The 21,118-nt window shown below is 72.4% G+C and carries 22 protein-coding genes; 18 read left to right on the top strand and 4 right to left on the bottom strand.

Going from position 1 to position 21,118, the window contains the following annotated elements:
* Positions 1-67: 67 nt before the first annotated feature.
* Positions 68-1,114 (top strand): LacI family DNA-binding transcriptional regulator, encoded by a 1,047-nt coding sequence (locus G3I60_RS25000; RefSeq protein ID WP_138354343.1) that lies wholly within the window; start codon positions 68-70, stop codon positions 1,112-1,114.
* Between the two features lie 174 nt (positions 1,115-1,288).
* Positions 1,289-1,417, top strand: a complete 129-nt coding sequence (locus G3I60_RS46500; RefSeq protein ID WP_269276532.1) for a hypothetical protein — start codon at positions 1,289-1,291, stop codon at positions 1,415-1,417.
* Between the two features lie 87 nt (positions 1,418-1,504).
* Here G3I60_RS46500 and rsgA read toward each other — a convergent pair whose 3' ends face one another.
* Positions 1,505-2,611: a ribosome small subunit-dependent GTPase A gene (rsgA, locus tag G3I60_RS25005; RefSeq protein ID WP_203673760.1), complete on the bottom strand. Its 1,107-nt coding sequence runs from the start codon at positions 2,609-2,611 to the stop codon at positions 1,505-1,507.
* A 292-nt stretch (positions 2,612-2,903) separates the two neighbouring features.
* On the opposite strand from rsgA, the gene G3I60_RS25010 reads away from it, so the two are divergent.
* Positions 2,904-3,320: a VOC family protein gene (locus G3I60_RS25010; protein ID WP_138354342.1), complete on the top strand. Its 417-nt coding sequence runs from the start codon at positions 2,904-2,906 to the stop codon at positions 3,318-3,320.
* On the opposite strand, the gene G3I60_RS25015 is transcribed toward G3I60_RS25010, so the two are convergent.
* The gene (locus G3I60_RS25015; protein WP_164295225.1) at positions 3,239-4,030 is read right to left on the bottom strand and encodes a helix-turn-helix domain-containing protein; all 792 of its coding nucleotides are present in this window, start codon (positions 4,028-4,030) and stop codon (positions 3,239-3,241) included. The two genes, G3I60_RS25010 and G3I60_RS25015, sit on opposite strands and share 82 nt — an antisense overlap.
* A 4-nt stretch (positions 4,031-4,034) precedes the next feature.
* On the bottom strand, positions 4,035-5,189 hold the full coding sequence (locus tag G3I60_RS25020) for a YihY/virulence factor BrkB family protein (RefSeq protein WP_164295226.1): 1,155 nt from the start codon (positions 5,187-5,189) through the stop codon (positions 4,035-4,037).
* Positions 5,190-5,311: 122 nt separating this feature from the next.
* Between G3I60_RS25020 and G3I60_RS25025 the strand changes: the two genes are divergently transcribed.
* Both G3I60_RS25025 and G3I60_RS25030 read left to right on the top strand, forming a co-directional pair.
* The gene (locus G3I60_RS25025; RefSeq protein WP_164295227.1) at positions 5,312-6,949 is read left to right on the top strand and encodes an acyl-CoA dehydrogenase family protein; all 1,638 of its coding nucleotides are present in this window, start codon (positions 5,312-5,314) and stop codon (positions 6,947-6,949) included.
* 578 nt (positions 6,950-7,527) lie between these two features.
* The gene (locus tag G3I60_RS25030) at positions 7,528-8,778 is read left to right on the top strand and encodes a GAF domain-containing protein (RefSeq protein ID WP_164295264.1); all 1,251 of its coding nucleotides are present in this window, start codon (positions 7,528-7,530) and stop codon (positions 8,776-8,778) included.
* A 237-nt stretch (positions 8,779-9,015) separates the two neighbouring features.
* On the opposite strand, the gene G3I60_RS25035 is transcribed toward G3I60_RS25030, so the two are convergent.
* The gene (locus G3I60_RS25035; RefSeq protein ID WP_164607742.1) at positions 9,016-9,969 is read right to left on the bottom strand and encodes a carbohydrate kinase; all 954 of its coding nucleotides are present in this window, start codon (positions 9,967-9,969) and stop codon (positions 9,016-9,018) included.
* A 177-nt stretch (positions 9,970-10,146) separates the two neighbouring features.
* Here G3I60_RS25035 and G3I60_RS25040 point away from each other — a divergent pair, with 177 nt between their 5' ends.
* The 13 genes from G3I60_RS25040 (at position 10,147) to G3I60_RS25100 (ending at position 21,117) form a co-directional block, all read left to right on the top strand.
* Positions 10,147-10,797, top strand: a complete 651-nt coding sequence (locus G3I60_RS25040; protein ID WP_164295229.1) for a class F sortase — start codon at positions 10,147-10,149, stop codon at positions 10,795-10,797.
* Positions 10,798-10,839: 42 nt separating this feature from the next.
* Positions 10,840-11,412, top strand: a complete 573-nt coding sequence (locus G3I60_RS25045) for a GNAT family N-acetyltransferase (protein ID WP_164295230.1) — start codon at positions 10,840-10,842, stop codon at positions 11,410-11,412.
* A gap of 92 nt (positions 11,413-11,504) precedes the next feature.
* The gene (locus tag G3I60_RS46870) at positions 11,505-11,588 is read left to right on the top strand and encodes a putative leader peptide (RefSeq protein WP_331283982.1); all 84 of its coding nucleotides are present in this window, start codon (positions 11,505-11,507) and stop codon (positions 11,586-11,588) included.
* A 167-nt stretch (positions 11,589-11,755) separates the two neighbouring features.
* Positions 11,756-13,453 (top strand): nitrite/sulfite reductase, encoded by a 1,698-nt coding sequence (locus G3I60_RS25050; RefSeq protein WP_138354335.1) that lies wholly within the window; start codon positions 11,756-11,758, stop codon positions 13,451-13,453.
* Positions 13,450-13,644 (top strand): hypothetical protein, encoded by a 195-nt coding sequence (locus G3I60_RS25055; protein ID WP_138354334.1) that lies wholly within the window; start codon positions 13,450-13,452, stop codon positions 13,642-13,644. Before G3I60_RS25050 ends, G3I60_RS25055 begins: the two co-directional genes overlap by 4 nt.
* On the top strand, positions 13,641-14,345 hold the full coding sequence (locus tag G3I60_RS25060; RefSeq protein ID WP_164295231.1) for a phosphoadenylyl-sulfate reductase: 705 nt from the start codon (positions 13,641-13,643) through the stop codon (positions 14,343-14,345). Before G3I60_RS25055 ends, G3I60_RS25060 begins: the two co-directional genes overlap by 4 nt.
* The gene (cysC, locus tag G3I60_RS25065; protein ID WP_164295232.1) at positions 14,345-14,935 is read left to right on the top strand and encodes an adenylyl-sulfate kinase; all 591 of its coding nucleotides are present in this window, start codon (positions 14,345-14,347) and stop codon (positions 14,933-14,935) included. The genes G3I60_RS25060 and cysC overlap by 1 nt, the downstream gene beginning before the upstream one ends.
* The gene (gene cysD / locus G3I60_RS25070) at positions 14,932-15,858 is read left to right on the top strand and encodes a sulfate adenylyltransferase subunit CysD (RefSeq protein WP_138354331.1); all 927 of its coding nucleotides are present in this window, start codon (positions 14,932-14,934) and stop codon (positions 15,856-15,858) included. The genes cysC and cysD overlap by 4 nt, the downstream gene beginning before the upstream one ends.
* The gene (locus G3I60_RS25075; RefSeq protein ID WP_138354330.1) at positions 15,859-17,217 is read left to right on the top strand and encodes a sulfate adenylyltransferase subunit 1; all 1,359 of its coding nucleotides are present in this window, start codon (positions 15,859-15,861) and stop codon (positions 17,215-17,217) included.
* A gap of 211 nt (positions 17,218-17,428) precedes the next feature.
* The gene (locus G3I60_RS25085; protein ID WP_138354328.1) at positions 17,429-18,553 is read left to right on the top strand and encodes an aliphatic sulfonate ABC transporter substrate-binding protein; all 1,125 of its coding nucleotides are present in this window, start codon (positions 17,429-17,431) and stop codon (positions 18,551-18,553) included.
* Positions 18,554-18,663: 110 nt separating this feature from the next.
* Positions 18,664-19,473: an ABC transporter ATP-binding protein gene (locus G3I60_RS25090; protein WP_138354327.1), complete on the top strand. Its 810-nt coding sequence runs from the start codon at positions 18,664-18,666 to the stop codon at positions 19,471-19,473.
* A complete protein-coding gene (locus tag G3I60_RS25095) occupies positions 19,460-20,368 on the top strand; it encodes an ABC transporter permease (protein WP_138354326.1) in 909 nt (302 codons plus the stop codon). Before G3I60_RS25090 ends, G3I60_RS25095 begins: the two co-directional genes overlap by 14 nt.
* Entirely contained in the window at positions 20,368-21,117 is a 750-nt protein-coding gene (locus G3I60_RS25100; protein WP_164295233.1) for a sirohydrochlorin chelatase, read from the top strand. Before G3I60_RS25095 ends, G3I60_RS25100 begins: the two co-directional genes overlap by 1 nt.
* Position 21,118 lies beyond the last annotated feature (1 nt).

The raw sequence follows: 21,118 nt of genomic DNA on the forward strand, positions 1-21,118 counted from the left end.
AGAGCGCTCTCCCGAGGCTGGACCAGGGAGATACCCTGTCCGCATCCAGCTCGCAGAGGAGCGTGCAGTGTCCGAGCAGACCTTCCCGTCCCGTCCCACCCTGGAGGCCGTCGCCGAACGGGCCGGGGTGTCACGGGCCACCGCGTCACGTGTGGTCAACGGTGGTGCGGGGGTGCGCGCGCCGCTGGCCGACCGGGTGCGGCAGGCGGTCGACGAGCTGGGTTACGTACCGAACCAGGCGGCCAGGACACTGGTCACCCGCCGCAACGACGCGGTGGCCGTCGTGGTCGCGGAACCCGAGACCCGGTTCTTCTCCGACCCGTTCTTCGCCCAGCAGGTGCGCGGCATCAGCAAGGAGCTGACCGCGCACGACAACCAGCTGGTGCTGCTCCTGGTCGAGGGCACCGCCGACTACGACCGGGTCGGCCGCTATCTCGCGGGCGGCCATGTCGACGGTGCGCTGATCTTCTCGCTGCACGCGCACGACCCGCTGCCCGAGCTCGCCCGCAAGGCGGGCATCCCCACCGTCTTCGGTGGGCGGCCCGGCTGGGCGGAGACCGACCGGGACCGCAACGCGCTCTACGTGGACTGTGACAACCGGGGCGGGGCGCGGACGGCCGTACGCCATCTGACGGGGCTCGGCCGCCGCCGGATCGCCCACATCAGCGGGCCGCTCGACCAGACCGCGTCCGTCGACCGGCTCGACGGTTTCCGCGACATCCTGCCGGACGCCGATCCGGCGCTGATCGCCGAGGGCGACTTCACCCCCGACGGCGGCGAGCGCGCGATGGCCGAGCTGCTGGACCGTTGCCCGGACCTGGACGGGGTCTTCGCCGCCTCCGACCTGATGGCCTCGGGGGCACTGCGGGTGCTGCGGGAGCGCGGGCGGAGCGTGCCGGGCGATGTCGCACTGGTCGGCTTCGACGACATGGTCCAGGTCGCGCAGTTGACCGATCCCCCGCTGACGACGGTCCGTCAGGACATCGAGGAGATGGGCCGGCTGATGGCCCGGCTGCTGCTGCGCAGCCTCGACCCGCGGCGCGACGCCCCCGGCGCCCTGCCGCTGTCCTCCGTGGTCACCCCCACCCACCTGGTCAGACGGCGCTCGGCCTGACGCGGTGGGCGCGGGTGGTCCGGCCGTGGTCCCCGGGGGGGGGTGGGATCCGGCCGTCGAAGTACTGGTTCCTGTTGGGACGGTTGGGAACGGAAGGCAACGGGAAGGTCACGGAACGACAGCGATTGTGAAGGTGCGGTGACGGTACGCACCCCCGCCAACAGGAGGACGCTCATGGTTTACACGATCATCCTCGGCATTGTGATCGTGGCCCTCGGGATCGCGAGCGTCGTGGCCACGTTCTGGAGCGAGGGAAGCCCGATCGCGATCCGGCGCCGTCATCGTCACAACGGCGCCGGCTGAACCCGCGCTCACCGCAGCCTCGTTGAAGGACATGGCGGGTCCGTCACCGGACCCGCCACCGGACCCGTCTCAGGCCTGCGTGCGGTCTCAGGCCTGCCTGCGGTGGCCGCCGCCACCACCGCGCTTCGCCTCGTACATCGCCCGGCCCGCCGCCGACTTCATCTTCCAGTCACGGCGCATCTCGGCGCGCAGCCGCTGGTCGGTGCGGGAGGCGATCCAGGCGTTCTCGCGCAGCAGTTTGCGGTAGCTCTCCAGCCTGCGGTGCGGCAGCGTGCCGTCCTCCAGGGCGGCGAGCACCGCGCAGCCGGGCTCCGCGACATGCGAGCAGTCGTGGAAGCGGCAGTCGGCGGAGAGCGCCTCGATCTCCGAGAAGACCTGTGAGAGCCCGGACTCGGCGTCCCACAGCCCGACCCCCCGCAGCCCGGGGGTGTCGATGAGCACCCCGCCGGTCGGCAGCGGCAGCAGATCCCGCGTGGTGGTGGTGTGCCGCCCCTTGCCGTCGGCGTCACGGATGGCCTGGACCTCCTGGATCTCCTGGCCCAGCAGGGCGTTGGTCAGGGTGGACTTGCCCGCGCCGGACTGGCCGAGGAGCACGGAGGTGCTGCCGGCCAGCACCGCGGAGAGCACATCGATGCCCTCACCGGTGCTGGCGCTCACCACGAGCACCTGGACGCCGGGCGCCGTGCTCTCGGCGTCGGCGAGCAGATGCGTCGTGTCGGCCACGAGGTCCGCCTTGGTCAGGACGACGAGCGGCTGCGCGCCGCTCTCCCAGGCCAGGGACAGGAACCGTTCCAGCCGGCCCAGGTCGAGTTCGGCGGCCAGCGACACGGCGATCACGGCGTAGTCGATGTTGGCCGCCAGCACCTGTCCCTCGGAACGGCTGGACGAGGTCGAGCGGACGAAGGCCGTGCGCCGCGGCAGCAGCGCGCGCACCGCGGGACCGGTCGGCGCTTCCGGGTCGACGGCCACCCAGTCGCCGGTGCAGGCCAGCTTCATGGGATCGGACGAGGAGTTGACGAAGGTGGTGTCCGCGCGCAGCGTGCCGTCAGGGGTGACGACGTCGCAGAGCCCGCGGTCGACCCGCACGATCCGGCCGGGCAGCAGGCCCTGGGCGGCGTACGGGGTGAATTCGGTGTCGAGAATGGAGTCCCAGCCGAACGTGGTGAACGGGAGGGAAGCAGATCCGTTGGTCAACGGAATGCCCTTCGAAAGGGCGGCCCCGGAGCTGAGGGTCGGGAAGAGGTCAGCCGGCGACCGCGGAGATAAGGATGCTGTGCGACGGGATGAGGGCAGCGCCCTGCGCAATGACAGTCATCGAAAAACACCTCCGCGTATGTGTGCCGGCCGCGGTCTTCCACCGCTGCGGTCCTGAGGACGGTACGACAGGGCCCGAAGCGCTGTCCACCGATTTGTCGCGACGTGGCGAAGCGGTTCGATGTCCGATTCGTTCAAGACCCCGGGCCCGCGGCGCACCTACCGTTGCGGCATGACTCCTCGATTCGCGTTCATCGGTCTGCTCGCCTCCGACATGGCCGCGTCGCTCGCCTTCTACCGCCGGCTCGGCCTGGACATCCCGGCGGAGGCCGACACCCAGCCGCACGTCGAAGCGGCGCTTCCCGGCGGTCCGCTCCTCGTCTGGGACACCGAGGAGGTCGTACGGTCCTTCACCCCGGACTGGCAGGCCCCGCCGCAGGGCAGCGGCCGGGCCGGGCTGGCCTTCACCTGCGACGGCCCGGCGGCGGTCGACAAGGTCTACGCCGACCTCACGGGCGCGGGCCACACCGCGCACCTCGCACCGTTCGACGCCCCGTGGGGCCAGCGTTACGCCACCGTCCTGGACGCCGACGGCAACCACGTCGACCTGCTGGCGGCGCTGCCGGCCGAGCCGGGCCCTGCTGCTTGACCGACTTGACCGACGAGCTCGCCGAGCGGTACTCCGGCCAGCGCTTTCACCTCGCGCGCGAGATGGGCCTGGTCGGCGTACCCCGCCGCCACCGCGACCTCGGCGAACGGGGTGCCGCGCCGGGCCAGTTCCAGCGCCCGTTGCAGCCGCAGGACCCGCGCGAGCGTCTTCGGGCCGTAGCCGAACGCCGCCAGGCTGCGCCGGTACAGCTGCCGTTCGCCCAGCCCGGCGGCTTCCGCCGCGGCGGCCACGCTCCCGCCGGAGGCCAGCCGGGACGCCGTCGCGGCCAGCAGCGGATCCGCGGCTCCGGGCCCGCGCCGGCCGGTCCCGGGTAGGGACCCGGTCACCGCGTCCTCGAGCGCGCTCCCCGGATCGGCCGCGTCCCCGATCCGCTCGGCGATCCGCCGCGCGGTGCCGCCGGGCCAGACCGCGGCCAGCGGCACCCGCAGATCACGCAGTTCGTACGCCGGAACGCCCAGCACCCCCGGCCCCTGCCCGGGCGCGAACCGCAGCCCGGCGAAGCGCGCGCCCGCGGGGGTCTGCGCCACATGGGCGCGGGTGTCGGGGCCGGTGACGATCAGTTCCCCGTCGCACCAGATCACGTCCATGCAGCCGTCGGGCAGCACCCGGTAGGGCCCGCCCTCCCCGGCCCCGACGGTCCGGGTCCAGAGCACCGCGCCCGCGACCCGGGACAGCCTCTCCTGGTACACAGCTCTATTCTGCGCCGCGCCGGTCGCGGCGGCGAAGGCGTGCGCGGACGTCCGACGGCGGCAGGAAGCGCGTCCAGCGTTCGGGGAACTCGGCGGGTGGGGGGTCGTCCGGGCCGAGATCCGCGTCGTCGTCGAAGTCGTCGTCCCGGCCGTCCTCCGCGGCACGCCGCCTGGCGGCGTCGGCGACCACCCGGACCGCGGCCGCCTCCAGGGCGCGGGCGTTCTCGGCACGGGCGGCGGCGGTGGCGAGCGACGGCCAGATACGGTCCACGGCCGCGTTGACGGCGGCGCCGACGAGCACCGCGAAGGCGGAGATGCCGATCCACAGGAGCACCGCGACGGGCGCGGCCAGCGAACCGTAGATCGTCGGGCCCTCGACGGTGTTCGTGAGGTAGATGCGCAGCAGGAAACTGCCAAGGACCCACATCATCAGCGCGATGAGCGCGCCCGGCACGTCCTCGTACCAGGGCGACCGCACGGGCACCGACACGTGGTAGAGCGTGGTGAGGAAGGCGATCGACACCAGCAGGACGACCGGCCAGTAGAGGATGTGGATGGTGCCCTGGCTGCGCGGCAGCACCGAGACGAACGCGTCAGGGCCGGCGACCATCAGCGGCAGCACCAACGCGCCGACGACGAGCGCGACGATGTACAGCAGCAGGGCGAGCAGCCGGGTCTTGACGATCCCGCGGTGCCCTTCCAGGCCGTACATGATCGTGATGGTGTCGACGAAGACGTTGACGGCGCGGGAGCCCGACCAGAGCGCGATCACGAAGCCGAGCGAGATGAGATCGGGCCGCCGCCCGTGAAAGACGCTGTCCACCAGCGGCCGGACCAGCTGGTTCACACCCTTGCCCGACAGCACCGTCGCGGACGCGGTGAGGATGTTCTCGCGCAGGTGCGCGATCGTGTCGGTGCGGATGACGGTGTCCACGTAGCCGAGCGCGCCGACCAGGCCGAGCAGCAGCGGCGGGAGCGACAGTAGAACGAAGAAGGCCGCCTCCGCGGCGAGCCCGGTGACCCGGTACTCGATGGAGGAGTTGACGGTGTCCTTCAGCAGCAGCCAGCCGACCTTGCGCTTCGACACATTCCGGTACAGAGCCCGGGCCCTGCCCCAGCGGCCGGGAGGCCGCCCTTTTCTTCCATCCGCTGCGTGCACCCGCCTACGGTATCCGCACCGGGCGGGCCCGGTCCCACCCCCTGCCGGGCGCCAGGACCGGCCCCCCGGCGGCGGGTGCGGCGCCTTCCGTACGGCGCGCGCGGGCGCCTACGGTTGCTGCCATGAGCGCCCTCACGCACACCGTGACCAACCAGCCTCCGCCGCTGGTCGGATATGACGTCCACGCCTCCGACGCCGCGCTCGTCGAGGCCGTCGAACGCCATGCGGCCCCGGAGCGGCTGGCGGAGATCCAGGACGAACTGGGTGAGCTGGGCCGGGCCGCGGGCTCGGCCCAGGCGCAGCGCTGGGGGGAAGCGGCGAACAGCAGTCCGCCGGTGCTGCGCACCCATGACCGGTACGGCCACCGGATCGACGAGGTCGACTTCCATCCGTCCTGGCACCGGCTGCTGGGCCACGCGGTGTCGGCGGGGCTGACCGACGCCTGGTCCCGCCCCGACGGGCATCTGCGCCGCGCGGCCGGGTTCCTGGTGTGGTCGCAGGCCGAGGCCGGGCACGGCTGCCCGGTGTCGATGACGCACGCGGCGGTGCCGGCCCTGCGCGCCGATCCGGCGCTGGCCGCCGAATGGGAGCCGCGGCTCCGCTCCCGGATCTACGATCCGCTGCTCGCCCCGGCCGGTGCGAAACCCGGCGCGCTGTTCGGCATGGGGATGACGGAGAAGCAGGGCGGCTCCGACGTCCGGGCCAACACCACCCGCGCGGAACCACTCGCCGAGGACGGCACCTACGCGCTGACCGGCCACAAGTGGTTCTGCTCCGCGCCCATGTCGGACGGCTTCCTGGTGCTGGCCCAGGCCCCGGACGGGATCAGCTGCTTCCTGCTGCCGCGGGTGCTGCCCGACGGGACCCGGAACGTCTTCGCGATCCAGCGGCTGAAGGACAAGCTCGGCAACCGTTCCAACGCCTCGTCCGAGGTGGAATTCGACGGGACGTGGGCGCGCCGGGTCGGGGAGGAGGGCCGGGGGGTGGCGACCATCATCGAGATGGTCGCGGCGACCCGGCTGGACTGCGCTGTCGGTTCCGCGGCCATCATGCGGCAGGCGGTCGCCCAGGCGGTGCACCACGCCACCCACCGCAGCGCGTTCGGCGGTCCGCTGATCGACAAGCCGCTGATGCGCAACGTCCTGGCGGACCTGGCCCTGGAGTCGGAGGCCGCCACGACCACCGCGATGCGGCTCGCCGCCTCCTACGACACCGGCACGGAACAGGAGCGGCACTTCCGGCGGCTGGCGGTGGCCGTCACCAAGTACTGGGTGACGAAGCGCTGTCCGGCCGTCGCCGTGGAGGCGCTGGAGTGCCTGGGCGGCAACGGGTACGTGGAGGAGTCGGGGATGCCCAGACTGTTCCGCGAGTCCCCGCTGAACTCGGTCTGGGAGGGGTCGGGCAACGTCCAGGCGCTGGACGTGCTGCGGGTGCTGCGGCGCGACCCGATGGCCCTGAACGCGTTCCTCACCGAGATCGGCCTGGCCCGCGGAGCGGACCACCGGCTCGACGGTGCCATCAAGGGGCTGCTGACGGAACTCGCCGACCTGGACGGGGTGGAGGCCCGTGCCCGGCGCATCGTGGAACGGATGGCCCTGATCCTCCAGGGCTCCCTGCTCGTACGGTTCGCCCCGTCCGCCGTGGCCGACGCGTTCTGCGCCTCACGCCTCGGCGGCGACTGGGGAGCCACGTTCGGCACCCTTCCGCACACCCTCGACCTGGCCTCGATCGTGGACCGCGCCCGGCCGCTCACGGACTGAGCGGCGCTGTGTGCGGGGCGCTGGGCGACTGGGCTCTGGGGTGGCGCGGCGGCGGCTCTCACCCTCGGAGGGGGGCCTGGAAAGGTGAGCGGCCGCCACCGCGCCGGCAGAGGGTGGCGCCGCGCCGACTCGGCACCACCCCCGGTCCTGGTGCCCTCGATGCCCGAGGGCAGCCGTGCCGGAATCACGAGGTCGGCCGGGACGGCGAGCGACGCCGACAGCCCGTCCACACAGGCTACTTGGGAGCGTGAAGAAGGGGACCCGTCACGCAGGTATCCGGCGTCGGGAGCGCCACCGACGACCACCCGGGACGGCGTGGTCGACATGGCGGGATACCCCCCTTGTGTGGCGCGTCGGACGGTGCAACGGATCTCCCAGGAGACCGGGTGCGGCATCGCCGCGTCACTGTCCGTCGGGCCCCCGCGCACCCGCAACAGTTGCAGCTCGTTGCAATGGATATGCCGGTTGCCGGGGCACCGCGGACGTAGCGGCGGCACCATGGGCAGCAGGACGTGAGAAGCAGTCAAACCGGGGGCAATGTGACAGACCCACCGATCGGTCTCGGCCGTCTCGGGGCCATGGGCGTCCGCGAGTCGGCGCGGTTGCTCGCCGGCGTGCACGAGGCCGCCCTGGCGGGTGACGCCCCGCCCGCGGCGCCCCGCACGGTGATCAGCGAGTCCTGGCTCCGGGTCAGGAACCACGGGGTGGATCCGGACATCGGCCGGCACGCCGGCCTGCTCTCCACGGAGGAGCTCGAACACCGCCGGCAGTCCTCGCCGCTGGGCGACGTCATGCCGCTGCTGCGCGAGGGACTGGTGACGGTCGCCGACGTCGCCTGGCACATCATGGTGGTCACGGACGGCGAGGGCCGGGTGCTGTGGCGGGACGGCAGCCTCGCGGTGCGCAGGAGTGCGGACCGGCTCGGTTTCGCCGAGGGCGCGTCCTGGGCCGAGGACGTGGTCGGCACCAACGCCATCGGCACCGCGCTGGTGACGCGCGCGCCCGTCCAGGTGCACTCCTCCGAGCACTTCGTACGCACCCACCACGCGTGGACCTGCGCCGCCGCCCCCCTGCACGATCCGCGGGACGGCCGGCTGCTCGGCGTCGTCGACATCAGCGGCCCCGCCGCCACCATCCACCCGGCCACCCTGTCCCTGGTGACCGCCGTGACCCGGGTCGCCGAGGGCGAACTCCGGCTGCGGCACTGGGCCTCCATCGAACGGCTGCGGGCGATCGCGGCACCGCTGCTGGCGCGGATGGCGGGGGCGGACGACCGGGCCGTTGCGGTCGACCGCAACGGCTGGACCGCCGCGGTCACCGGCATGGCGCCCCCGGACCGGGTGGCCCTGCCGGCCTCCGTACGGTCCGGCGAGATGTGGCTGCCGAGCCTGGGCAGGTGCACCCTGGAGCCACTGCCCGGCGGCTGGCTGATCCGGGTCGGCGCCGACCGTGACCCGGCGGCCCCCATGAGCCGGGTCGTCCTGGACGTCAGCCGGGCACGCGCCTGGACGGTGACGGTCTCGGGCGCGGCGGGCAGCTGGGCACAGCAGCTCAGCCCGCGCCATGCCGAGCTGCTCTTCGTGCTGGCGCTGCACCGGGGTGGGCGCAGTGCGGCGGAGCTGGCGCAGGACCTGTTCGGGGACGCGGGACGGACGGTGACGGTCCGCGCGGAGCTGTCGCGGCTGCGCCGCAACCTTGCGGGGGTGCTGGCGCATCGGCCCTATCGGTTCGCGGACGGGGTTGAGGTGGAGTTGGTGCGGCCGGAGCGGGGGGCCGATCTGCTACCGCATTCGGTGGCGCCGGCGGTTCTGGCTGCGCGGCACGGCTGATCGGGTCGTTCGTGGGTGATGCCCACGCACGCGCATCCCTCCCCCACCCCTCACCTCCGCGGGTGCCGACGCACGTGCATGCGTGACGGGTAAGGGCGGGTGGGTGGGGAAAGCCCGCCGCAGGCGCAACGGCGCGGCAGGGGCCGACGTACCCCCACCACCGCCGGAGGCGCGCGGCGCAACGGCGCTGCGGGCGCCGACGTACCCCCACCACCGCCGGAGGCGCGCGGCGCAGCGTTAGAGCTGATGCGGCCAGGGCGGGTTCGCGCCCTGTACCGCGCAGGTGGCGGCAGCCACTGCGGTCCCCAGGGTGACCGCCTTCTGGACGTCCGCAGGAGTGAGTGCGGTGAGGCGGCCGCCGAGGTGGCCCGCGCCGTGCAGATGGTGCAGCAGGCCCGCCATGAACGCGTCGCCCGCTCCGACGGTGTCGACGACGTCGCACGGCTGGGCCGGTACGTGGAGTCGGTCGCCGTCGAGGGAGGCGAGGGCGCCCTCGGGGCCGAGGGTGATGACGACGAGGGGGACGCCGAGGGCGTGCCATTCGTCGCAGGCCTTTTCCAGCGGGGTGCCGGGGTGGAGGTGGCCGAGGTCGTCGTCGCTGAGGCGGAGGATGTCGGCCGCCGCGCACCAGCGGGACAGCCGCTGCCGGTAGCGGTCGGGGGGTACGAGGCCCGGTCGGACGTTCGGGTCGATGCTGATGGTGGTGCGGGGGCGGAGGTCGTCGAGGAGCTCTTCGACGCGGCCGGCGCCGGGGTCGCGCACGAGGGCGAGGGAGCCGGTGTGCAGACAGGCCGGGTCGGCGGGCAGCCCGGCCGTCAGCTCGGCCGCCGTCCACTGCCAGTCGGCGGTGCCCTCGGCGTGGAAGGTGTAGCGGGCCCGGCCGGCCTCGTCGAGGTCGGCGACGGCGAGCGTGCTGGGCTCGGCAGCGTCGGGGCAGCCGGTCAGGTCGACGCCGGAGCCGGCCAGCCGCTCGCGGAAGAGCCGGCCGAAGACGTCGCCCGACAGCCGGCCGAGGAACCGGGTGGGCGTGCCGAGCCGGGCCAGCGCGACCGCGGTGTTGGCGGGGCCGCCGCCCGGTGCGACGGTCAGGTCGAGCCCGGCGGCCGGCTCGCCGGACCGGGGGGCGGCGAAGGCGTCGGCTACGCATTCGCCGAGGACGACGACGGGGCGGCTCGGACTCGTACGGGACATGCGGGACAGCGTACGAGGCTCTGCCGGGTGGCGGCAGGGCGTGGAGGGGGCCGGCTCCGGCGGCCCTGGGGCGCGCGCCCCGCACCACCCGATCGCCTGCCAGCTGTCGCCGCCCGCCCGCCCCGCGTCTAGCGTTTCGGAGGGTGGTCCCCCGGGGCCCCGAGCGGGAGGAAGGCCATGGCCACGGAGCAGCCGGCGCGCAAGGGCCTCGCCGCACCCGTCGCCGTCGCTCTGATCGCTGTCGTCGGGGTGGCCCTGATCCGCAGCGGTTCCGAGGAGCGGGCTCTTCCTCCGCAGCCCGCAGCGGCAGCCGCCGTCGAAACGATTCCGGGTGTCGTCCCCCCTGCCGCCCGGAAGGTCCCGCCGCCGTTGCCGGCCTCGCCGCCGGTCCGGGTCAGGATTCCGTCGATCGGGGTGAACGCCCCGCTGATCACCGTCGCGCTCGACAAGGACGGCTGGGTGGGCTCGCCGCCGCCGGCGGAGAAGAACCTGGCCGGCTGGTTCAGGAACTCCCCCACGCCGGGCGCGGCCGGCACCTCGGTCATCGACGGGCATGTCGACAATCTGGCGGGGCCCGCCGTGTTCTACGGTCTCGGCGCCCTGAAGAAGGGGGACCGCGTCGAGGTGACCCGCCGGGACGGCCGCACCGCGGTCTTCGACGTGTACGGCGTCGAGGCCTTCGCCAAGGACGCGTTCCCGGCGAAGCGGGTGTACGGGGACACCGGCGCGGCCGAGTTGCGTGTCATCACCTGTGGCGGCGGCTTCACGGAGAAGGGCGGATACGACGGCAATGTCGTCGTCTTCGCCCGGATGGGCGCGGTGCGCTGATCCGGTCGCGGCTGTGCGGCGGCGGCGAATTAGGCTGGTGGCATGAGCATCAGCGTGACCACCTGGTCCCTCGAACAGACCGCACCGGCGGATCTGCGGCCCTCGGCCGTGCCCGCCGCCGGGTCGGGGGTCCGGATCGTGGCCGCCGAGGTGCCGTCGCCCGACTTCAGCCGCTTCCTCTATGCGTCGGTCGGCGCGGACTGTCTGTGGACCGACCGGCTGGGCTGGACGTACGGGCGCTGGCAGGCGCATCTGGACCGGCCGGGCTCGGAGACGTGGGTGGCGTACGACCGGGGCACCCCGGCCGGGTTCGTGGAGCTCGACCCGCAGGACGACGGCGTCGTGGAGATCATGTACTTCGGGCTGCTGCCGGCGTTCCGGGGCCGCGGCATCGGTGGCCATCTGCTGTCGTACGGGACCGCGCGCGCCTGGGACCTGGCCGGCCGGTGGCCGGGGCGGGCCGCGACGAAGCGGGTGTGGGTGCACACCTGCAGCCTGGACGGGCCGCACGCGATGGCGAACTACGAGCGGCGCGGGTTCCGGCTCTTCGACACCAGGACGGCGGACGAACCGGATCAGCCGGTGCCGACCGGGCCGTGGCCCGTGGAGCAGTGACGCAGAGCACAGCGTCTCACCAAATGGGATAATCTGGTCCACATGCTGGACGACGGTGGACTCGTCCAAGACCCTCATGCCACGCTTCCGACATGTCCCGCACTGGAATCGCCTTGGTAGGTCGGCCGCACGTCGACTTCTGCCGCGTGTCCAGCGCCATCTGTCCGGCGAGCTGATCGCGCCGCGCCGGTTGGCGCCGGCACCCCCGCCACCCTCTCGCGCCGTGGTCGCGCATGCGCCCCGCCGCCGCCAACTGCCCTGATCGATTTCAGGTTTCCGCAGGCCATAGGGTGCATCCGCGCTACCACCGACGTATTCGCCCCTGCCCGAAGGACGCATCGCCATGGCCTCCACTCCTGATCAGCCAGCCGACACCACGGCCCGCCGCAAGGCCGGACGCCACCGTGGTGAGGGCCAGTGGGCCATGGGCCACTTCACGCCGCTCAACGCCAACGAGCAGACGAAGAAGGACGATGACGGTCTCAACGTGCGGACACGCATTGAGACGATCTACTCCCAGCGCGGTTTCGACTCGATCGACCCCGCCGACCTCCGCGGCCGCATGCGCTGGTGGGGTCTCTACACCCAGCGCAGGCCCGGGATCGACGGCGGCAAGACCGCCATCCTCGAGCCGCACGAGCTCGACGACGAGTACTTCATGCTGCGGGTCCGCATCGACGGCGGCCGGCTCACCACCGAGCAGCTGCGCGTCATCGGTGAGATCTCGCAGGAGTTCGCCCGCGGCACCGCCGACCTGACCGACCGGCAGAACGTCCAGTACCACTGGATCCGGATCGAGGACGTTCCGGAGATCTGGCGCCGGCTGGAGGCCGTCGGCCTGTCCACCACCGAGGCGTGCGGCGACACCCCGCGCACCATCCTCGGCTCGCCGGTGGCGGGGATCGCGGCCGACGAGATCATCGACGGCAGCTCCGCGATCGACGAGATCCACTCGCGCTACATCGGCTCCAAGGACTTCTCCAACCTCCCGCGCAAGTTCAAGACGGCGATCTCCGGATCGCCGCTGCTGGACGTGGCGCACGAGATCAACGACATCGCGTTCGTCGGGGTGCACCACCCCGAGCACGGCCCCGGCTTCGACCTGTGGGTCGGCGGCGGGCTGTCCACCAACCCCAAGCTCGGCGTACGGCTCGGCGCGTGGGTCCCGCTGGACGACGTCGCCGACGTGTGGGCCGGGGTCATCGGCATCTTCCGCGACTACGGCTACCGCCGGCTGCGCACCCGCGCCCGGCTGAAGTTCCTGGTCGCCGACTGGGGCCCGGAGAAGTTCCGGCAGATCCTGGAGGACGAGTACCTCCAGCGCAAGCTCACCGACGGCCCCGCCCCGGAGTACCCCGAGCAGCAGTGGCGCGACCACGTCGGCGTGCACCGCCAGCAGGACGGCCGCTTCTACGTGGGCTTCGCGCCGCGGGTCGGCCGGATCGACGGCTCGACGCTCTCCAAGATCGCGGACCTGGCCGCCGAACACGGCTCGGGCCGGCTGCGCACCACCGTCGAGCAGAAGATGATCGTGCTGGACATCGAGGAGGCGCGGGTCGAGTCCCTGGTGGCCGGTCTCGAGGCGCTCGGCTTCCAGGTGAAGCCGTCGCCGTTCCGGCGCGGCACCATGGCCTGCACCGGTATCGAGTTCTGCAAGCTGGCCATCGTCGAGACCAAGGCGCGCGGCGCCTCGCTCATCGACGAGCTGGAGCACCGGCTGCCGGACTTCGACCAGCCGCTGACCATCAACGTCAACGGCTGCCCCAACTCCTGCGCCCGCATCCAGGTGGCGGACATCGGTCTCAAGGGCCAGCTCGTCACCGACGAGAACGGCGAGCAGGTCGAGGGCTTCCAGGTGCACCTGGGCGGCAGCCTCGGACTGGAGCCCGGCTTCGGCCGCAAGGTGCGCGGTCTGAAGGTCACCTCCGCCGCGCTGCCCGACTACGTCGAGCGGGTGCTGCGGCGCTTCGAGGAGGAGCGCGAGGACGACGAGCGCTTCGCCACCTGGGCCGCCCGCGCCTCCGAGGAGGCACTGTCATGACCGAGCGCGCCGCGCCGTTCTACTGCCCGTACTGCGGGGACGAGGATCTGCGCCCGTCCGAGGAGAAGGTTCCGCACGGATCGGGAGCCGCGTGGGAATGCCGGGCGTGCAACCGGGCCTTCCAGTTGAAGTTCCTCGGTCTGCTGACCGAGGGACTCCGGAAGAACCCCCCGACTGGAGGCGAGTCGTGACCACCGCACAGCACACCGCCGAGGACCTGCGCAGTCTGGCCGAACAGGCCGGCCGCGACCTGGAGGACGCGGCCCCGCTGGACATCCTGCGCTGGGCCGCCGAGACGTTCGGCCCGCGCTTCTGCGTCACGTCCTCGATGGAGGACGCCGTCGTGGCGCACCTCGCGTCCCGCGCCTTCCCGGGCGTGGACGTGGTCTTCCTCGACACCGGCTACCACTTCCCCGAGACCATCGGCACCCGTGACGCGGTCGGCGCGGTGATGGACGTCAACCTCATCACGCTGACCCCGGTGCAGACCGTCGCAGAACAGGACGCCGAGTACGGGCCGAAGCTGCACGACCGCGACCCGGACCTGTGCTGCGCGCTGCGCAAGGTCAAGCCGCTGGAGCAGGGCCTGACCGGGTACGACGCCTGGGCCACCGGGCTGCGCCGCGACGAGTCCCCGACCCGCGCCAACACGCCGGTCGTCGGCTGGGACGAGAAGCGCCGCAAGGTGAAGATCTCCCCGATCGCCCGCTGGACGCAGACGGACGTGGACGCGTACGTCGCCGAGCACGGGGTGCTGACCAACCCGCTGTTGATGGACGGCTACGCGTCCGTCGGCTGCGAGCCGTGCACCCGCCGGGTGCTGGAGGGCGAGGACGCCCGCGCCGGCCGCTGGGCCGGGCGCGGCAAGACCGAGTGCGGACTGCACGGCTGATGACCACTCAGATATCCCAGGAGCGAACGATGAGCGTGCCGGCGAGCCCGCGGCAGGCGGGTGCCACGGTGTGGCTGACCGGTCTGCCGAGCGCGGGCAAGACCACGGTCGCCTTCGCGCTGGCGGACCGGCTGCGCGAGGCCGGCCACCGGGTGGAGGTGCTGGACGGCGACGAGATCCGCGAGTTCCTCTCCGCCGGGCTCGGCTTCACCCGCGAGGACCGGCACACCAACGTGCAGCGGATCGGCTTCGTCGCCGAACTGCTGGCCTCCAACGGCGTCAAGGTCCTCGTCCCCGTGATCGCCCCCTACGCGGACAGCCGCGAGGCGGTCCGCGGGCGCCACCGGAAGCAGGGCACCCCGTACTTGGAGGTGCATGTGGCCACCCCGGTCGAGGTGTGCTCCGAGCGCGATGTGAAGGGCCTCTACGCCAAGCAGGCCGCGGGTGAGATCTCCGGTCTCACCGGGGTCGACGACCCGTACGAGGCGCCCGAGGCACCGGACCTGCGCCTCGAGACCCACGGGCGCACCGTCGAGGACTCCACCGCGGCGCTGGAAGCGCTGCTCGTCGAGAGGGGACTGGCACTGTGACCACCGTCGCCGCACCCAATGATTCCGCGTACGCGCTCAGCCACCTGGACGCCCTCGAGTCCGAGGCCGTGCACATCTTCCGCGAGGTCGCGGGCGAGTTCGAGCGGCCGGTGATCCTCTTCTCCGGCGGCAAGGACTCCATCGTCATGCTGCACCTGGCGCTGAAGGCGTTCGCGCCCGCCGCGGTGCCGTTCTCGCTGCTGCACGTGGACACCGGCCACAACTTCCCCGAGGTGCTGGAGTACCGGGACCGTACGGTCGCCGAGCACGGACTGCGCCTGCACGTGGCGCGGGTGCAGGACTACATCGACGACGGCCGGCTGCGCGAGCGCCCCGACGGGACCCGCAACCCGCTGCAGACGGTGCCGCTGCTCGACGCGATCGGCGAGGGCACGTACGACGCCGTCTTCGGCGGCGGCCGCCGCGACGAGGAGAAGGCCCGCGCCAAGGAGCGCGTCTTCTCCCTGCGCGACGAGTTCGGCGCCTGGGACCCGCGCCGCCAGCGCCCCGAGCTGTGGCAGCTCTACAACGGCAAGCACGCGGCCGGCGAGCACGTCCGGGTGTTCCCGCTGTCCAACTGGACCGAGCTGGACGTGTGGCAGTACATCGCCCGCGAGGGCATCGAGCTGCCGCAGATCTACTACGCGCACGAGCGGGACGTCTTCGCCCGCAGCGGCATGTGGCTGACGGCGGGCGAGTGGGGCGGCCCGAAGTCCGGGGAGACCGTGGAGAAGCGGCTCATCCGCTACCGCACCGTCGGTGACATGTCCTGCACCGGCGCGGTGGACTCCGACGCCTTCACCATCGACCAGGTCATCGTGGAGATCGCCGCGTCCCGGCTCACCGAGCGGGGCGCGACCCGCGCCGACGACAAGATGTCCGAGGCCGCGATGGAAGACCGCAAGCGCGAGGGGTACTTCTAAATGACCACCATCAGCGACGTCACCAGCGCCGAGCAGATCGCGGCCACCTCGCAGCTGCGCTTCGCCACCGCCGGCTCCGTCGACGACGGCAAGTCCACCCTGGTCGGGCGGCTGCTGCACGACTCCAAGTCGGTCCTGACCGACCAGCTGGAGGCCGTCGAGCACGCCTCGCGCCGCCGCGGCCAGGAGGCGCCGGACCTGGCGCTGCTCACCGACGGCCTGCGGGCCGAGCGCGAGCAGGGCATCACCATCGATGTGGCGTACCGGTACTTCGCCACACCGCGGCGCCGGTTCATCCTCGCCGACACGCCGGGCCATGTGCAGTACACCCGCAACATGGTCACCGGCGCCTCGACCGCGGAGCTGGCCGTGGTGCTCGTCGACGCCCGCAACGGCGTCGTGGAGCAGACCCGGCGCCATGCCGCGGTGGCCGCGCTGCTGCGCGTCCCGCACGTGGTGCTGGCCGTCAACAAGATGGACCTGGTGGAGTACGCGGAGCCCGTGTTCGCCGCCATCGCCGAGGAGTTCACGGCGTACGCGGCGTCGCTCGGCGTCCCGGACATCACCACGATCCCGATCTCGGCGCTCGCCGGGGACAACGTGGTGACGCCGTCCGCGAACATGGACTGGTACGGCGGCCCCACTGTCCTGGAGCACCTGGAAACAGTGCAGGTCGGCACCGACCTGACGGACGCGCCGGCGCGCTTCCCGGTCCAGTACGTGATCCGTCCGCAGACCACCGAGCACCCGGACTACCGCGGCTACGCGGGCCGGATCGCCTCCGGCATCCTCCGGGTCGGTGACGAGGTGACGGTCCTGCCGTCCGGCGCGACCAGCACCATCACCGGCATCGACGCCCTCGGCGAGCCGGTCGACGTCGCCTGGGCGCCGCAGTCGGTGACCGTGCTGCTCGCCGACGACCTGGACATCTCGCGCGGCGACCTGATCGCGCCGACCGCCTCGGCGCCGGCGACCACCCAGGACGTCGAGGCGACCGTCTGCCATCTGCACGAGCGGCCGCTGAAGGTCGGCTCGCGGGTGCTGCTCAAGCACGCGACGCGCACGGTGAAGGCCATCGTCAAGGCGCTGCCGTACCGCATCAATCTCACGGCCGGGCTCGCGCACGAGTCCGGGCCGGCACAGCTGGACGTCAACGACATCGGCGCCGTCGTGCTGCGCACGGCCGAGCCGCTGCCGCTGGACGCCTACGCGGACTCGCGCCTGACGGGCTCCTTCCTGCTGATCGACCCCGCGGACGGCACGACGCTGACCGCGGGAATGGCGGGCGAGGCGTTCGCCGAACCCGCGGCGGCCGGTGCGTCCGCCGTGGAGAAGGAACAAGAGGGGTGGGACTTCTGATGGTCAACGATGCCTATTCGGGCTTCGCGAAGGAGGGCGGCCGCGTCGGCGGCGGCCTCCTCGGCGCCGGCACGGGCGGGGTGGCGCGATGTGCGCTCTAACCGCTGAACCCCGCAGCTGTAGGCGAGTACGCCCGTACCACCGAAGACCTGACGACTTTCCGGCAGCGCCCAGATAGGCGCGCTCCGGCTCTCCGAGAGGAACACCTCCCGTGTCTGCCGCAACCACCCGCAGCCTGAAGCGAACGATCGCCGCTGCCGCGACCCTCCCGCTCCTCTTCGGCGCTCTCGCCGCCTGCGGGTACGGCTCGAAGTCCGACGACACGAAGGACAGCAACGCTGCCCCGGTGGCCAGTTCGGGTGCGAAGAAGCTCTCCGCCGACGAAGTGAAGATCGGCTACTTCCCGAACCTCACCCACGCCACCGCGCTCGTCGGCCTCAACCAGGGCCTGTTCGCGAAGGAGCTGGGCGGCACCGCCATCAAGACCCAGACCTTCAACGCGGGCCCGTCCGAGATCGAGGCGCTGAACGCCGGTTCCATCGACATCGGCTGGATCGGCCCCTCGCCGTCCATCAACGGCTACACCAAGTCCAAGAGCACCAACCTGCGGATCATCTCCGGCTCCGCCTCGGGCGGCGTGAAGCTGGTCGTCAACCCCGCGAAGATCAAGACCCTGGACGACCTCAAGGGCAAGAAGATCGCGACCCCGCAGCTGGGCAACACCCAGGACGTGGCGTTCCTCAACTGGATCGCCGAAAAGGGCTGGAAGGTCGACGCGCAGAGCGGCAAGGGCGACGTCTCCGTCTTCCGCACCGACAACAAGGTCACGCCCGACGCCTACAAGTCCGGCTCCATCGACGGCGCGTGGGTGCCGGAGCCGACCGCGTCCAAGCTGGTCTCCGAGGGCGGCAAGGTGCTGCTCGACGAGCGCGACCTGTGGCCCGACAAGAAGTTCGTGATCACCAATGTGATCGTGTCGCAGAAGTTCCTGTCGGCGCACCCGGACGTCGTCGAGGCGGTGCTGCGCGGTTCGGTGAACACCAACGCGTGGATCACGGCCAACCCGGACAAGGCCAAGGCCGCCGCGAACGCCCAGCTCAAGAAGGACACCCAGAAGGCGCTGCCGGCCGAGATCCTCGACCCGGCGTGGGCGAGCATCCAGGTCCTCGACGACCCGCTCGCCAAGTCGCTGACGTCCGAGGCCGACCACGCCGTCAAGGCCGGTCTGCTGAAGAAGCCCGACCTCGCCGGGATCTACGACCTGACGCTGCTCAACAAGGTCCTCACGGCCGCGGGCAAGCCCACGGTGGACGCGGCAGGGCTCGGCAAGCAGTAGCAGCACCGCGCCACGGAAACACCCGGAAGCAGCCGGTGTCCGGCCCGCAGGGGCCGGACACCGGCGGCCCGCAGCACGCACCGCCCGCCCACGTACCAGGAGGTGACCGGATGGCCACGGCAGTCAGGACCACCGAGCAGCACAGCGCGGACACCGCCGTCGCAGACGGCGCGCCCGCCGTTCGCATCGACCACGTCCACAAGGTCTTCGGCCGTCCGGGCTCCGCCCAGGCGGTGCTCGACGACATCACCCTCGACGTCCGTCCCGGTGAGTTCGTCTGTCTCCTGGGTGCCTCCGGCTGCGGCAAGTCGACCCTGCTCAACCTGGTCGCGGGCCTCGACCGGCCGACCGCCGGCACCATCACCGTGCCCGGCGGCGGCCGTCCGGCGCTGATGTTCCAGGAGCACGCGCTCTTCCCCTGGCTCACCGCCGGCAAGAACATCGAACTGGCGCTGCGGCTGCGCGGCGTGCCGCGCGCCGAGCGCCGCCCGGAGGCCGAGCGGCTGCTGAGCCTGGTGCGCCTCGACGGCTCCTACGGCAAGCGGGTCCACGAGCTGTCCGGCGGTATGCGGCAGCGCGTCGCGCTCGCCCGTGCGCTGGCCCAGGACTCCAACGTGCTGCTGATGGACGAGCCGTTCGCGGCGCTGGACGCCATCACCCGGGACGTCCTGCACGGCGAGCTCACCCGCATCTGGGCCGAGACGGGCGTCTCCGTCCTCTTCGTCACCCACAACGTCCGCGAGGCCGTCCGGCTCGCGGAGCGTGTGGTGCTGCTGACGTCCCGGCCCGGCCGGGTCGCCCGCGAATGGGCCGTGGACATCCCGCAGCCGCGCCGTATCGAGGACGCCGCCGTCGCCGAGCTGTCCATCGAGATCACCGAAGAACTGCGTGGGGAGATCCGCCGACATGGCCAGCACTGAGACCGTTCCGGCCGATAAGAAGGGCAGTGCGGGAGCCCAGGACCTCGCGGGTCTGGAGGCCGGGCTCGACGCCCTGGACGCGGTCCAGGTCCGGCGCACCCCGTTCACCCAGGTCCTGGTCAAGAAGGTCCTGCCGCCGGTCTCGGCGGTCCTCCTGGTGCTCGTGGTGTGGCAGCTCGCCGTCCTGGCCGGCTTCGCGCCGGAGACCAAGCTGCCCGCCCCGCGGGCGGTCGGCAGCAGCTTCATGACGCTGTGGAACGAGGGCCAGCTCCTCGACATCATCTGGACCAGTGTCGAGCGCGGGCTGCTGGGCTTCCTCGCCGCGGTCGCCATCGGCACCCCGGTCGGCCTCGTCGTGGCCCGCGTCCCGTTCGTCCGGTCCGCGATCGGGCCGATCCTGTCGGGCCTGCAGTCGCTGCCGTCGGTGGCCTGGGTGCCCGCCGCGGTCATCTGGCTCGGCATCACCGACTCCGCGATGTACGCCGTCATCCTGCTCGGCGCGGTGCCCTCCATCGCCAACGGGCTGATCTCCGGCATCGACCAGGTGCCGCCGCTCTATCTGCGCGCCGGCCGCACGCTCGGCGCCAGCGGGGTGAGCGGTGCCCGGCACATCCTGCTGCCGGCCGCGCTGCCCGGCTACCTGGCAGGCCTCAAGCAGGGCTGGGCGTTCTCCTGGCGCTCCCTGATGGCCGCCGAGCTCATCGCCTCCTCCCCCGACCTCGGTACCGGCCTGGGGCGCTACCTGGAGAACATGCGCGAGGGGTCCGACATGCCGGGCATCTTCCTCGGCATCATCCTCATCCTCGTCGTGGGTATCGCCATCGACCTGCTGATCTTCAGCCCGCTGGAGCGCCGTGTGCTGCGCACCCGCGGCCTGGTGTCCCGGAGCCAGTAATGAACGGTCCAGTCCTCCTCGTCATCGCCCACGGCAGTCGCGATCCGCGCCATGCCGCGACCGTCCACGCGCTGACCGAGCAGGTACGGGCCGCCCGGCCGGGGCTCCGCGTCGTCACCGGATACCTCGACTTCTGCGCGCCGACCGTGGCGCAGGTCGTCGACCGCCTCGCGGCGGAAGGGGTCCGCGACATCGTCGCGCTGCCGCTGCTCCTCACCCGCGCCTTCCATGCGAAGGCCGACATCCCCGCCGTGCTGCGCGAGTCGACCGCCGCGTACCCCCGGCTGAGGGTCGCGGTGGCCGATGTCCTCGGCCCCTCGCCCCTGCTGACCGCCGCCCTGGAGCGGCGGCTGGCCGAGGCCGGGGTCACCCCCGGCGACCGCTCGACCGGGGTCGTCCTGGCCTCGGCGGGCTCCACCGACCCGGAGGCGATCGCAGTGATCGCTGAAATCGCGCGGGAGTGGCGGCACACCGGTTGGTGCGCCGTGCGGCCTGCGTTCGCCTCCGCATCCCTTCCCCGGACCGAGGACGCGGTCCGGCAGCTGCGGGCCGAGGGCGTCCGCCGTATCGCCGTCGCCCCGTACGTCATCGCGCCGGGCTTCCTGCCCGACCGCATCGTCCGCGGTGCCCGCGAGTCCGGCGCCGACGCCCTCGCTCCTGTGCTGGGCGCGGCCCCGGAACTCGTCGAGCTGCTGCTGGAGCGTTATGCGGGGGCCCTTCTCCCCCGCCGGATCCTGCTCTCGGCCTGAC

This window comes from Streptomyces sp. SID13666, assembly GCF_010548325.1.
Classification (GTDB): Bacteria; Actinomycetota; Actinomycetes; order Streptomycetales; family Streptomycetaceae; genus Actinacidiphila; species Actinacidiphila fildesensis.